11 protein-coding genes are annotated in these 12,266 nt (G+C 70.6%); 4 read left to right on the top strand and 7 right to left on the bottom strand.

Features of this window, described 5'->3' with window-relative positions; translation table 11 throughout:
- Positions 1-7: 7 nt before the first annotated feature.
- Complete coding sequence (locus RHOOR87_RS19285; protein ID WP_037115351.1) at positions 8-490, top strand: GNAT family N-acetyltransferase; 483 nt, start codon at positions 8-10, stop codon at positions 488-490.
- Here RHOOR87_RS19285 and RHOOR87_RS0114105 read toward each other — a convergent pair.
- Both RHOOR87_RS0114105 and RHOOR87_RS0114100 read right to left on the bottom strand, forming a co-directional pair.
- Positions 483-2,957: a GGDEF and EAL domain-containing protein gene (locus RHOOR87_RS0114105; RefSeq protein ID WP_015449148.1), complete on the bottom strand. Its 2,475-nt coding sequence runs from the start codon at positions 2,955-2,957 to the stop codon at positions 483-485. The genes RHOOR87_RS19285 and RHOOR87_RS0114105 overlap by 8 nt on opposite strands.
- Before the next feature lie 98 nt (positions 2,958-3,055).
- On the bottom strand, positions 3,056-4,198 hold the full coding sequence (locus RHOOR87_RS0114100; protein ID WP_027485366.1) for a hypothetical protein: 1,143 nt from the start codon (positions 4,196-4,198) through the stop codon (positions 3,056-3,058).
- A 116-nt stretch (positions 4,199-4,314) separates the two neighbouring features.
- Here RHOOR87_RS0114100 and RHOOR87_RS0114095 point away from each other — a divergent pair, with 116 nt between their 5' ends.
- Entirely contained in the window at positions 4,315-5,598 is a 1,284-nt protein-coding gene (locus RHOOR87_RS0114095) for an acetyl-CoA C-acetyltransferase (protein WP_027485365.1), read from the top strand.
- Between the two features lie 52 nt (positions 5,599-5,650).
- Positions 5,651-6,202 carry an energy transducer TonB gene (locus RHOOR87_RS0114090; RefSeq protein ID WP_027485364.1) on the top strand — a complete coding sequence of 184 codons (552 nt, stop codon included), beginning with the start codon at positions 5,651-5,653 and terminating at the stop codon, positions 6,200-6,202.
- Positions 6,203-6,412: 210 nt separating this feature from the next.
- Here the strand turns inward: RHOOR87_RS0114090 and RHOOR87_RS0114085 are convergent, their stop codons facing one another.
- The 4 genes from RHOOR87_RS0114085 to RHOOR87_RS0114070 form a co-directional block, all read right to left on the bottom strand.
- Positions 6,413-8,290: a phospholipase D family protein gene (locus RHOOR87_RS0114085; RefSeq protein ID WP_027485363.1), complete on the bottom strand. Its 1,878-nt coding sequence runs from the start codon at positions 8,288-8,290 to the stop codon at positions 6,413-6,415.
- A gap of 87 nt (positions 8,291-8,377) precedes the next feature.
- Positions 8,378-8,851, bottom strand: a complete 474-nt coding sequence (locus tag RHOOR87_RS0114080; RefSeq protein ID WP_007514420.1) for a histidine phosphatase family protein — start codon at positions 8,849-8,851, stop codon at positions 8,378-8,380.
- Between the two features lie 57 nt (positions 8,852-8,908).
- Entirely contained in the window at positions 8,909-9,541 is a 633-nt protein-coding gene (locus RHOOR87_RS0114075) for a ParA family protein (RefSeq protein WP_027485362.1), read from the bottom strand.
- A gap of 127 nt (positions 9,542-9,668) precedes the next feature.
- On the bottom strand, positions 9,669-10,706 hold the full coding sequence (locus tag RHOOR87_RS0114070; RefSeq protein ID WP_015449142.1) for a hypothetical protein: 1,038 nt from the start codon (positions 10,704-10,706) through the stop codon (positions 9,669-9,671).
- Between the two features lie 160 nt (positions 10,707-10,866).
- Here RHOOR87_RS0114070 and RHOOR87_RS0114065 point away from each other — a divergent pair, with 160 nt between their 5' ends.
- Positions 10,867-11,061, top strand: coding sequence for a hypothetical protein (locus tag RHOOR87_RS0114065; RefSeq protein WP_007514414.1), 195 nt, complete (start codon positions 10,867-10,869; stop codon positions 11,059-11,061).
- An 83-nt stretch (positions 11,062-11,144) separates the two neighbouring features.
- Here the strand turns inward: RHOOR87_RS0114065 and speE are convergent, their stop codons facing one another.
- Entirely contained in the window at positions 11,145-12,014 is an 870-nt protein-coding gene (gene speE / locus RHOOR87_RS0114060) for a polyamine aminopropyltransferase (protein WP_027485361.1), read from the bottom strand.
- Between the last annotated feature and the right edge of the window lie 252 nt (positions 12,015-12,266).

Here is a 12,266-nt window from a genome sequence, read left to right as displayed (position 1 = left end):
CCACGCCGTGCCATTGCAGATCCGCGCCGCCACTCTCGCCGACGTTTCCGACCTGGCCGCCTGGAATGCGGCGATGGCTTGGGAAACCGAGCACAAGCGGCTCGATCCGGCGACGCTGGAGCGCGGCGTGCGCGGCGTGTTCGAGCAGCCGCGGCGCGGCTTCTACCTGGTGGCCGAGCATGACGGCGCGGCGGTCGGCTGCCTGCTGGTCACCTACGAATGGAGCGACTGGCGCGGCGGCGATTTCTGGTGGATCCAGAGCGTCTATGTGGTGCCCGCCGCGCGCCGCGCCGGTGCGTTCCGCGCGTTGTACGCCGATGTGGCGCAACGCGCCGCGGCGGCCGGCGCGGTCGGCCTGCGCCTGTACGTGGAAACCGAAAACCGGCGCGCGCAGGCGACCTACGAAGGGCTTGGCATGCAGCGTTGCCACTACTTCATGTACGAGGCGCTGCCGGCGGCGCCGGCCGCGCAGGAGCGGACGCTCAGGTAGGTTCGGCCAGCCGCTGCTCGAATGCCGCCGCCGGCATCGCGGCGCCGTACAGGAAACCCTGCAGCTGCGAGCAGCCGGCGTGGCGCAGGAAGGCGCCCTGCTCGTACGTTTCCACGCCTTCGGCGATCACGTCCTTGTTGAGGCTGCGCGCCATCGCGATGATCGCGCTGGTGATGGTGGCGGTGTCGCGGTCGCTGGTGATGTCGCGTACGAACACGCGGTCGATCTTCAGTGCGTCGATCGGGAAATGCTTCAGGTAGGACAGACTGCAGTAGCCGGTGCCGAAGTCGTCCAGCGACAGCCGCACGCCGCGTCGCTTGATCCGCTGCAGCAGCCCGGTGGTGGCGTCGCCGCCGGACATCACCATGCGCTCGGTCAGTTCCAGTTCGAGCAGGCCGGTCGCGAGGCCGCTCTCCTCCAGCACCTCGTCCAGCCAGTTGTAGAACTCGGCATGCTGGAACTGCAGCGGCGACACGTTCACCGAGACCGGAATGGCGTGGCCGAGGTCCTGCCACCGCCGCGCCTGCCGGCAGGCGCGGCGCAGCGCCCAGGCGCCGATCGGCAGGATCAGCCCGGTGTCCTCGGCGACCGGGATGAACTGGTCCGGCGCGTACGCCTCGTGCCCGTCCGCCTGCCAGCGCAGCAGCGCCTCGGCGCCGACGATGCGGCCGCTGTGCGCGTCCACCTTGGGCTGGTAGTGCAGCTCCAGTTCGTGCCGCGGCTGCGCCTGGCGCAGCGCGGCCTCGATCCGCCGCCGCGCCTGCGCGCGTTCGTTCATCGACGCGGTGAAGAAGCGGTAGCCGTGCAGGCCCTGCGCCTTCACCGCGACCAGCGCGGTCTCCGCATGCTGCAGCAGGCCGTCCGGCTCGACCGCATCGTCCGGGTACACGCTGATGCCGATGCTGAGCCGCAGGCCGAGTTCGGGCAGGCCGTCGACGCGGGTCTGCTCGCCGTGGTTGATCAGCCGCTGGCACAGGCTGGCCGCCTCGCCCGCGCTTTCCAGGTGCGGCAGCACCGCCACGAACTCGTCGCCGCCGTAGCGGCTCAGCAGGTCGTCGCCGGACAGGCAGTGCTGCAGCTGGGCGGCGAACGCGCGCAGCACCCGGTCGCCGGCGGCGTGGCCGTGCAGTTGGTTGACCTGCTTGAAGTTGTCGATGTCGACGTAGAGCAGCGCGGCGCGCTGCTGGCGCCGGTTCGCGGTGGCGATCGCCTGGCCGATGTGCTCGTGCAGCTGGCTGCGGTTGGGCAGGCCGGTCAGCGTGTCGTGCTGGGTCAGGTGGATCATCTTCAGCGCCAGCGCGCGGGTCTCGCTGACGTCGTGGAACACCAGCACGCCGCCGATCACGTTGCCGGCGTGGTCGTGGATCGGCGCGGAGGAATCCTCCACCGGCGTGTCGAAGCCGTGGCGGTGGCGCAGCAGGGTGCGGCCGGCCAGGTCGACGATGCTGTTGTGGCCGATCGCCGCGCGCAGCGGATTGGCCACGGCGTCGCCGCTGCGTGCGTCGAACAGCTGGAAGATCTCCTCGATCGGCCGGCCCGCCGCCTCGATGCCGGTCCAGCCCGTCATCGCCTCGGCAATCGGGTTGAGCGAGGTGATGCGCAGCTGCGGGTCGGTGGTGATCACCGCGTCGCCGATCGAGCGCAGGGTCACCTCGGCCAGCTCGCGCTCGCGGTGCAGCGCATCCTCGAACGCCTTGCGCTGGCTGATGTTCTGCACCTGCGAGACGAAGTACAGCGGCGCGCCCTGCTCGTCGCGCACCAGCGACACGCTGAGCTGGATGTGCACCACGCGACCGTCCTTGTGGAAGTTGCGCTTCTCCAGCTGATAGGACTCGCGCTGGCCGGCCAGCAGCTGCGCCATCAGTTCCGCGTCGGCCGCCAGGTCGTCCGGATGGGTGACCGCGGCGATGTCCAGCTGCAGCAGCTCCTCCTCGCGGTAGCCGAGCATCTGGCAGACCGCCGCATTGACGCGCACGAACCGGCCGTCCGGGCGGGTCAGCGCCATGCCGATCGCGGCGTGCTGGAACGCGGCGAAGAAGCGCTGCTCGCTCTCGTGCAGCTTGAGCTCCAGCGTGCGCCGCTCGGTGATGTCGACCAGCGCGGTGAAGATGCCGCGGACGCGGCCGTCGGCGTCGAAGTCGGGCTGGAAGTTGCCGTGCGCGTAGCGCGGCCGGTGGCCGTCGTGCAGCTCGCCCTCGTAGCTGGCCATCTGCCCGGCGTAGGCGCGCGCCAGCGCCGCCTCGGCCAGCGCGTGGTTGCGCCGGCCGACCACGTCGACCAGGCGCTGGCCGAGCAGCTGCTGCGGGTCGAGGCCGAGCCAGCGGCGATGGGTGTCGTTGACGAAGCGGAAGCGCTGCTCGAGGTCGAGGTAGGCGAGCAGCGCAGGCGTGCCGTGCGCCACCCGTGCCGGCCAGTCGGATGCATCCGGAAGCGAAGGCGATACCTCGGCAGGCTTGTGCGGCCGCATGGTCATTCCGTCAGCATGGCGCCCCCTGTCGGCGCCGCTTCATCATGCGCCGAGTTTTCGCCGCTGCCCAGCGGGCCGGGCGAACCACCCGGCGACGATCAATGCAGGGCGGCGGCCGGGGCGCCGAGCCGGCCGGCGGCGTCCAGCACGATCCGGCCCGATGCGTGCAGTTCGGCGACGATGCCGTACTGGTCGGTCAGTCGCGCCAGCAGCGAGCCCAGCGCCTGCGGCTGCAGCGGGTAGCCGTGCGCCAGCGCGCGCGCATGGCCGCCGTCGCCGCGCTGGGCCACGGTGATCGCCACCACGCCGAGGCCGGGGGCCTCGTGCGCGAACAGCGTCGGCGGATCGTAGCCGGGTTCGACCGCGGCCAAGGTTTCCAGCAGGTAGCCGTCGGCGGCCGCCGCCGGCTGTGCCGCGTCGGGCTGCAGCTGCAGCGGCAGCTGGTGCGCGTCGAGCAGTGCGGCGTACTGGCGCAGCTCGAACACGATGCCGGCAAAATCGTGCGCGCGCTGCCCGGCATCGCCGGTCTGCACGGCCAGCCACTGCGACGGCGACTGCGCCAGCACCTTGCCGTCGGCGTAGCGCACGGCCAGCCCGCGCGCGCTCATCGTCGCCTCCTCGCGGTACGGGGTCAGCAGTGCCGTCTCCAGCAGCGCCCACAGCGGCGCCAGGTTGACGTGCTCGTACTGCACGCAAGTCAGCGCCAGCAGGTCGTTGCGGCTGAGGTAGCGCACGTGCTCCAGCCGGATGCCGAGCGTGCGCATCAGCCAGTCGGCGGTCAGCGCGCCGGCCTCACCGCGCCCGACCAGCTGGATCTCCAGCTGCTCGGACAGCTCCTCGGCCTGCCCCGCCGGCGCCAGCAGACTCATCGGCAGCAGCCGCATCGGGCCTTCAGCATAGGTCGGTGAGGGTTCCAGCGGTTGCGCCGGCATCTGCCCTTGATGGCTGCCGAACGCCACCACGTTCTCCAGCTGGCTGCGCGGCACGCGTCGCGCCAGCTCGTCCAGCGCGGCCCAGACCGGGAAGCCCGGTCGCAGCAACTCGACCTGGTCGAACAGCGCGCCGGCCAGCGCCAGCCGCGCGGCGTCGACCTGCGGCACCAGCGCGTGCAGGTCGGCGGCGATCAGCGCCGCCAGCGCGGCAGCCTCGTCGCGGGTGAACGTAAGCCGCGCCGGCGGCTCGCCCGCGACCGGTTCCAGGGCCAGCACCACCGGCAGGGCGAACAGCGTTTGCGTTTCCACGAGCGAGGGTCCGGAAGACGGGAGGAGACGGGATTCTACCATTCAGCGTTTTGGGCTTTCGCCGCGCGGCATGGCGGGTTAGCCTTGACCGACTTGAGTGGTGGACTGTTCCGAGCATGGAAAACACGCAGAAGCGCGTCGGGGTGATCGGCGGTGTGCGCATCCCGTTCTGCCGCAACAACACGGCCTACGCCGACGTCGGCAACTTCGGCATGTCGGTGAAGGTGCTCGGCGCGCTGGTCGAGCGCTTCGGCCTGCACGGGGTGGAACTGGGCGAAGTGGCGATGGGCGCGGTGATCAAGCACGCGTCCGACTGGAACCTGGCGCGCGAGGCGCTGCTCAGTTCCGGGCTGGCGCCGACCACGCCGGGCATCACCACCGCGCGCGCCTGCGGCACCTCGCTGGACAACGCCATCATCATCGCCAACAAGATCGCCGCCGGGCAGATCGAGGCCGGCATCGCCGGCGGTTCGGACACCACCTCCGACGTGCCGATCGTCTACGGCACCCGCCTGCGCAAGCGCCTGCTGGCGATGAACCGCGCGAAGACGCCGCTGGACAAGCTGAAGACGGCGCTGCGCGGCTTCTCGCTCGGCGAGCTGAAGCCCTCGTTCCCCGGCGTGGCCGAGCCGCGCACCGGCAAGTCGATGGGCGACCACTGCGAGCAGATGGCGAAGGAGTGGCAGGTCAGCCGCGAGGCGCAGGACCAGCTGGCGCTGGACAGCCACCGCAAGCTGGCCGCCGCCTACGACGCGGGTTTCTTCGAGGGCCTGCTGGTGCCGTTCCGCGGCCTGAAGCGCGACGGTTTCCTGCGCCCGGACTCGACCATGGACAAGCTGGCTTCGCTGAAGCCGGCGTTCGACAAGAGCTCCGGCCACGGCACGCTCACCGCCGGCAATTCCACCGGCCTGTCCGACGGCGCCGCCGCGGTGCTGCTGGGCAGCGAGGCGTGGGCCGCGCAGCGCGGGCTGAAAATCCAGGCCTGGCTGCGCGATGCCGAAGTCGCCGCGGTGGATTTCGTGCACGGCGAAGGCCTGCTGATGGCGCCGACCATCGCGGTGCCGCGCATGCTGGCGCGCCACGGCCTGCGCCTGCAGGACTTCGACTACTACGAGATCCACGAGGCGTTCGCGGCACAGGTGCTGTGCACGCTGCGCGCGTGGGAGTCGGCCGACTACTGCAGGAACCGGCTCGGCCTCGACGCGCCGCTCGGCGCGATCGATCCGGCGAAGCTCAACGTGCACGGCTCCAGCCTTGCCGTCGGCCACCCGTTTGCCGCCACCGGCGCGCGCATCATCGCCACGCTGGCGAAGCTGCTGGAGCAGAAGGGCGCCGGCCGCGGGCTGATCTCGATCTGCACCGCCGGCGGCATGGGCGTCACCGCGATCCTCGAGCGGTGACCGGGCGGCCGCTTCAGCCTCGATTCGTCCGGGCGGGTGCATAAAGGCCGCCATGTTCCGCCTGCGCACCACCGCCTCCCTCAGCCTGCTCGCACTGGCCGTCGGCGTCGCCGGCACCGGCTGGCTCAGCGCGCAGACCAGCGTCTGGTCCGGCCCACCGACGCGCTACACCGCGCAGGTCGACACGCCGACCGCGCTGCGCGCCCGCCCGTCGCCGCACCGCCCGCGCCGCTCGCCGCGCGTCGCGCCGGCAAGGCGCATGCTGCCGTCGGCGGTGGTCGCTGACGAAGCACAGGCCGCCATCGCTGCACCCGCGCCGGAGCTGGTGCCGCTGGCCACCCCCGCCGACACCTCGCAATCGTGGGACGAGTTGCGCGGCCATCTCGACGGCCGCGTGCTGCTGCACGTCGACATCGACGGCAACGGCCGGGTCACCACCGCCAGCCTGAGCGAATCCAGCGGCGACCCGGTGCTCGACCAGCACGCCCTGCGCAGCGTGCGCGGCTGGCGCTTCGCGGTACCGCCGGACCACTCCGACGGCCTCAGCGGCGAGCTGCCGATGCGCTTCACCTCGCGGGGCGATCGCGTCGCGCAGTTGCCGTAGGGTTTTGTCCGGGCGCGTTGGTGCTTCGCGTTTTATCAAGCCTGCGCAAAAGGCGTGCGCTTTCTGCAACCTGCAGGAGCCCACTTTGAGCGCGATGCTGTCGTGCTTGCTGCATTCAGGGCGAAGAACATCAGAAGCAAGAGCTTCACACGAGGCAACAGGTGGCGAAAGTGGTTCTCGTGGAGCAGCGCTCACGGTGGTGAATGGCGCTCACAGGATGCCCTTGGCGCCCACCCCGAACGCGGTAACCATCCGCGTGATGATCAGCTTCGGCGAGAGCGCCACGTCGGGGAAGTCGCCGACCGGTTCGTAGCAGGCGTAGAAGTTCGGGTCGGTGGCGCGCAGCGGCTGGCAGCCGGGCTTGAGGTCGAAGCTGGTGGCGTAGCGGAACGGCCACAGGTCGAACAGCGGCAACTGCTCGGAGACCGTGCCGATCACCCGGTTGATGTCGGTCAGCACCGGTACCTTCGACCGCCGCGGCGCGATCACCCACGCGTTTTCCGGCTGCGTGCTGCGCAGGATGCTGTGGCGCAGCTGGTCGGCGAAGTCGTGGTCGTAGACGATCACGCCCGACTCGGTGTTGTAGTGGTCCGAGCGCGGATCGAAATTGTGCGAGCCGACCATCGCGAAGACGTCGTCGACCACGATCGACTTCGCATGCAGGCCGAAGCGCAGGCCGGTGCTGTGCAGCGGTGCCGGGCGATTGCTGCTGCCGCGGCTGCCGAGCAGGCGGAAGCGCGCCGCGGGAACGTGAGCCGGGCCGGCGGCTTCCGGCGGCGGCAGCGCGGTCGTGTCCAGGTCGAGGTTGGCCAGTTCGTTGTCCACCGCGGCGCTGGGCGCGTGCGGCTTCAGCTCGTGGATCTCGAAGCCGAACTTCTTCAGGTAGCGCTTGCGATGTTTGTACGACATCGCGTACACCGCGAACGCGTCGGTCGAGGCCAGCGAATTGGTGGAGACGATCACTAGCGGCGGGTCGGCGCGCCGGTGCAGCGTGCGGAAGATGTGCTGCGCGCGCTTGCTCATCACCAGGTACGGCGTCTGCAGCAGTACCTCGCGTTTCGCCTCGCCGATCATGCGCATGATGTGGTGGGTGAAATCGAGCGCGCGGCGCTTGTCCGGCTTGTCGGTCTTCGCCGGCAGGTCGCTGAAGTACTCCACCCGACCCACCCGCCGCGAGGCGTCGACCAGCCAGGTCTGCAGCCAGGCCGGGTCCTCGGCGGCCTGCTGCACGCGCGCCACGCGCGCCGGACGGCGGTAGTGCGGGGCCGGCCAGGTTGGCGGCGTGTGGTCGGACAGGATGCGCCGGTTGACGTCGCGCAGATGGGTCAGCGGCAGCGCGCGCGGGTGGTTCCAGAACCGCTCGAAGCTGGCCGCCATCTGCAGCGCGGCGGGGCCGCCGACCATCGCGTCGCGGTCGACGTAGTTGAAGCTGTCGTCCCAGTTGAAGTAGCGGTTCTGGTAGTTGCGCCCGCCGGTGATGCCGATGCGGTCGTCCACCAGCAGCAGCTTGTTGTGCATGCGCTGGTTGAACTGCATGAAGCAGCACAGCACGCCGGCGGCGAATTCCAGCGGCTGCGTGCGTGCCTTGTGGAAGGTCGGGTTGTACAGCCGCACTTCGAGGTTCGGGCTGACCCGCGTCAGCCGGTCGAGCAGGTCGAGGTCGCCGAAGGAGAACAGCTGGTCGGCCAGGATGCGCACGCGCACGCCGCGCCGCGCCGCCTGCACCAGCTCGTCCAGCATCAGCTGGCCGGCATCGTCCTGGTCCCAGATGTAGGTCTGCACGTCGATCGAGTGCCGCGCCGCGCGCACCAGGTTGATCCGCGCGGCCATCGCCGGCACGGAGTCGTCGAGCAGGGTGACCACGTGCACCGGCCGCTCCGGGGTGGAGGCGGCGAGCGCCTCGGTGGCGGCGGCCAGCAGCGGCGACGGCAGCGCACAATGGTCGGCCTGCGCACAGCTGCTGCTGCGGTCGGCGCTGGCGGCGACGATGGCGTCGGCACGGCGGATCTGCGCGCGCGATACGGTGCAGCCCTGCAGCGACAGCAGCGCAAGCAGCAGCGGTAGGGCGAATCGGCGCAAGACGGACATGGGCAAATCATACGGTTGGCGCGTGCCGTGGTCGTGAGGAAGCGGCGGCCGCCGCCGGGCCGCGGCAACGCACGGTCGCCGCGCGGGTCAGGGCGACCAGAACGCGTCCAGCCGGGCGTTGCCCGGTTCCAGCGCGCCGTCCAGGTGCAGCACCGCCAGCGCACCGGGCGGCATGCCGCGGAATTCGTCGGAGCGGCCCTCGACCAGCAGCGCGACCAGCCGCTCCATGCCGGGGTTGTGGCCGACCAGCAGCACGGTGCCGGCATCGGCGTGCTGGTCGAGCAGGGCCAGCAGTTCGCCGGGCGAGGCGTCGTAGATCTCGTCGGCCTGCTGCGGCACCGGCGCGTTGTCGATCGCGGCCAGCGCCAGGCGGGTGGTCTCGTCGGTGCGCCGGCTCGGCGAGCACAGCACCCGGTCGGGGCGCAGGCCGTGCGCGGCCAGCCACAGCCCGGCGGCCTGCGCTTCCCGTTCGCCGCGCACGCTGAGCGGACGCTGCGGGTCGTCGCCGGTGGTTTCCATCGGCACCGCTTCGGCGTGTCGCAACAGGATCAGTTCGTGCATGGAAGACTCCGGGGGTGGTGGCGCAAGGCGCGCGGTGAACATCGGGAAGGGCGCGCTTCAGTGCTGGCGCTTGATCCAGCGCAGCAGGGCCTTCCAGTCCTGCTGGTGGCTGCGGACCTGTTCGGACTGGTAGTCGAAGATGCCCTTGCCGAGGCCGGCGAGCAGCACGTAGGCCTGGCTGTCGCGCAGTTGTGCGGCGATCGGGAACGGCGATTGCCCGGCCAGTTGGGTGATCGCATCCTGGCTGGCGTGGGTCCACGGCTTGAGCCGGTTGGCCACCAGCGCCACCGGCAGCTTGCCGCTGCGGATGCGTCGGATCGCCTGCAACTCGCCGAGGAAGCGCAGCGTGGCGTCGAGGTCGAACGAGGACGGCAGCACCGGTACCAGCAGCACGTCGGCCACCTCGAGGTAGGGTTCCAGCTCGCGCTCGCCGGAGCCGGCGGGGGTGTCGATCAGCAACTGCTGGGTGTCCGCCGGCACGCGTTGCAGGTTGCGCCGGCCGCTGTCGAAGGCGAGCACGCCGGGGACGTTGTCGGGTCTGAGCTCGGCCCAGTGGAAGCTGGAGTGCTGCCGGTCGGCGTCGATGATCGCGGTGTGCTGCCCGGCCTGGGCCCAGTGCGATGCCAGTTGCGTCACCAGCGTGCTCTTGCCGCAACCACCCTTGCTGCTCGCCACCAGCGTCGTAAGCATCGGATCACCCCTGCCACGGAAGGTGGCCCAAGCCTAGCGGGCGGGGCGCCAATGGGGAATAGCCGGGAATCGGGAATGGCCAACGGGATGCGCCGGATCGAGCGGCAGGGCCCGCTCTTGCGATTCCCTATTCCCGATTCGCTGTTCCCGGCTGCCAGTCGGCGGGTGCCTCGACCGGGAGGCCGTTGTCGCGCAGGGCGGCCAGCTGCAGGCTCATCTCGGTGCCGCCGTGGCGCGCCAGCGTGAGCAGGCGCTGGGCCAGCGCTGCGTCGTCCTGTGCCCGGGCCAGCAGGCGGGCGAAGCTCTGCACCTGCCAGACCAGGTTGCGACGGGCGTCCTTCGCTTCCTGCCGCTGCGCCGGATCGTCGGCCAACACTTCGCGCAGGTGCAGGCCGAGCGAGCGGGCCAGCGGGCTGGAGCCCCATTCCAGGGTCTTGCCCAGGGCCAGGCAGTCGGTCTTGATCGAGGCGTCCTCGCCGGCGTTCTCGCACAGCTTGGCGACCAGTTGCAGGCTCGGCTGCGGCTGGGTGCCGGCCAGGCCGAACACCAGCACGGTCTGCATGCCGACGGCACCGCCGGCGTGGGCCGGGTCCAGCGTGTCCGGCGGCGGCGGCAGCGCGCCGGCCGCGTTGGCCAGGGCCTGCAGGCTGGCGCCGGCGTAATCGTCGTAGCGCTTTGCCGCGGCGGCCTGGCCCAGGTCGTCGCGGGCGGCGTCCTGTTTCATGCCGCGCGCGTCGGCGCCGAGCTTGAGCAGCCACACCGCGGCGTTGTCCGGTGCCCGCACCAGCAGGCGCTGCAGCGCCTCGCCGTTCGGGCAGGTGCCGGCGGCGGCATCGCAATCGGCCAGGCGCATCCAGTCGACCGCTGCGCCGGCACCGTCGACCTGCGCGGCCCGCTCGATCAGGCGGTGGAAGCTGTTCTCCGGCGGCTGGTTGAACAGCGGTCGCGCCAGCAGGGCCGCGCCGAGCAGTCGCAGCGGGTCACCACCGGGGGCCAGCACGCTGACCAGGTCACGCTGGAACGCGAGCTGGGCCTTGTCGCGGGCTTGCGCGGCCCGACCCGGCGTGCTGCGGCTGTTGCTCGCGGGGGACTTGCCGGCGACCGCCGGCGCGACCGCCAGCGACAACGCGCAGGCCAGGGCGAGGCAATGCCATCCACGCATCATGGGCCGGGCTCCGCAATCCAAAGCGCGCAGCATACCGTTTGCGGATTAAGCGCGGCTGATCGGGAAGGCGGCGAAGCGGTGCCGTCACGGCGTGGCTTGCTAGGATGGGTGTCCCCGGCGCAGGGCCGCGCCCCCACGATCATCGTTCGGGAGACGCGTAGTGGATCATCTGTCGACGTTCGCCGGCGGCGCACCCTGGTTTGTCGGCTGGGGCACGCTGGCCCTGATCAATGCCGCGCTGGCGCAAGGCAAGAACCGCAGCGGCCTGCTGTGGTTCCTGCTGTCGCTGCTGGCCGGCCCGCTTGCCACGCTGCTGCTGGTGCTGCTGCCGAAGGTGCGCTCGAAGATGTTTTGAGCGACGGGATGGGGGATTCGGGTTCGAAAGAGCGGCGGTGTCGCAGCCGCTGGCTTTGCCGAATCCCGTCGGCCGTTCCCGCCTCAGTCCCCCAGCGCCTCGCGCATGAACTCCGGCTGCGCCAGCGCGGCCTTGTGGATCTCGGCGTTGTAGTAGCGGGTCGGGAAGTTCTTGGCGCTGGCGCCGCGCTCGCGGAAGCCGCTCAGGTCGCCGCCCTTGCGTGCCATGGTGCAGCTCCACCAGCCGGTCGGGTAGCACGGCTGCGGGAACGGCAGCGTCTTCACCGCGCTGAAGCCCGAGGTGCGCATCGCCGAGCGCATCGACTTGATCAGTTCCAGGTGGGCCAGCGGCGATTCGCTCTGCTGCACCAGCAGGCCGCCGTGGCGCAGCGCCTTGTAGCAGCTGGCATAGAACGCGGCGTTGAACAGGCCCTCGGCCGGGCCGACCGGGTCGGTCGAGTCGACGATGATCAGGTCCAGCGAGTCGGGCTCGGCCTCGGCCATGTACTTGATGCCGTCGATGAACCGCAGTTCGGCGCGCGGGTCGCCGTTCGCCTCGCACAGCTCCGGGAAGTACTGCTCGGCCAGGCGGGTAACGCGCTCGTCGATCTCCACCTGCACCGCGTGTTCGACTTCCTCGTGCTTGAGCACCTCGCGCAGCGTGCCGCAGTCGCCGCCGCCGATGATCACCACGCGCTTGGCGCGCGCATGGGTGAACAGCGCCGGGTGGGTCATCATCTCGTGGTAGAGGAAGTTGTCGCGGCTGGTCAGCATCACGCAGCCGTCGATCACCATCAGCTTGCCCCAGTCGGTGGTCTGGTGGATCTCGATGGTCTGGAACGGGGTCTTCTCCGCATGCAGCAGTTGCTCGGTGCGGAAACCGATGGAGGAACCGGAGGCCTGGTGGGCTTCGGTGAACCAGCTGGTTTCATTCGAGGTGGGTTGCTGCGACATGGTGGACGTTCCTGACGTGCCGGAGGGGAAAAGCAAGACTGTCCATTGTAGCGACAACCGCCGTGAACGTCCCGGCGGGACCGGCCACGTCTTGCGCATATCGTCACAGCGGCCCATTACAATGACGGTTGGCCTGCCGGGACCCTTCGCCGGCGGCCGACCAGCCCGATCGGCCCCGCGGCGTGCGAGGCTTCCGGTCGTTCGGGCTCGTGCTGCTGTCATCGGGCAAGACGTCAAGGCTCGCCGCTGCGA

Source organism: Rhodanobacter sp. OR87, from assembly GCF_000473345.1.
Classification (GTDB): domain Bacteria; phylum Pseudomonadota; class Gammaproteobacteria; order Xanthomonadales; family Rhodanobacteraceae; genus Rhodanobacter; species Rhodanobacter denitrificans.
Note: the sequence above shows the minus strand (reverse complement) of the source record. Positions and strands in the feature narration are given on the sequence as shown.

Bases quoted from the DNA above. Each gene is read 5' to 3' on its own strand.
- RHOOR87_RS0114075 (WP_027485362.1), bottom strand. From the start codon at position 9,541: ATGCTTACGACGCTGGTGGCGAGCAGCAAGGGTGGTTGCGGCAAGAGC.
- RHOOR87_RS0114085 (WP_027485363.1), bottom strand. From the start codon at position 8,290: ATGTCCGTCTTGCGCCGATTCGCCCTACCGCTGCTGCTTGCGCTGCTG.
- RHOOR87_RS0114080 (WP_007514420.1), bottom strand. From the start codon at position 8,851: ATGCACGAACTGATCCTGTTGCGACACGCCGAAGCGGTGCCGATGGAA.
- RHOOR87_RS0114105 (WP_015449148.1), bottom strand. From the start codon at position 2,957: ATGCGGCCGCACAAGCCTGCCGAGGTATCGCCTTCGCTTCCGGATGCA.
- speE (WP_027485361.1), bottom strand. From the start codon at position 12,014: ATGTCGCAGCAACCCACCTCGAATGAAACCAGCTGGTTCACCGAAGCC.
- RHOOR87_RS0114090 (WP_027485364.1), top strand. From the start codon at position 5,651: ATGTTCCGCCTGCGCACCACCGCCTCCCTCAGCCTGCTCGCACTGGCC.
- RHOOR87_RS0114070 (WP_015449142.1), bottom strand. From the start codon at position 10,706: ATGATGCGTGGATGGCATTGCCTCGCCCTGGCCTGCGCGTTGTCGCTG.
- RHOOR87_RS0114095 (WP_027485365.1), top strand. From the start codon at position 4,315: ATGGAAAACACGCAGAAGCGCGTCGGGGTGATCGGCGGTGTGCGCATC.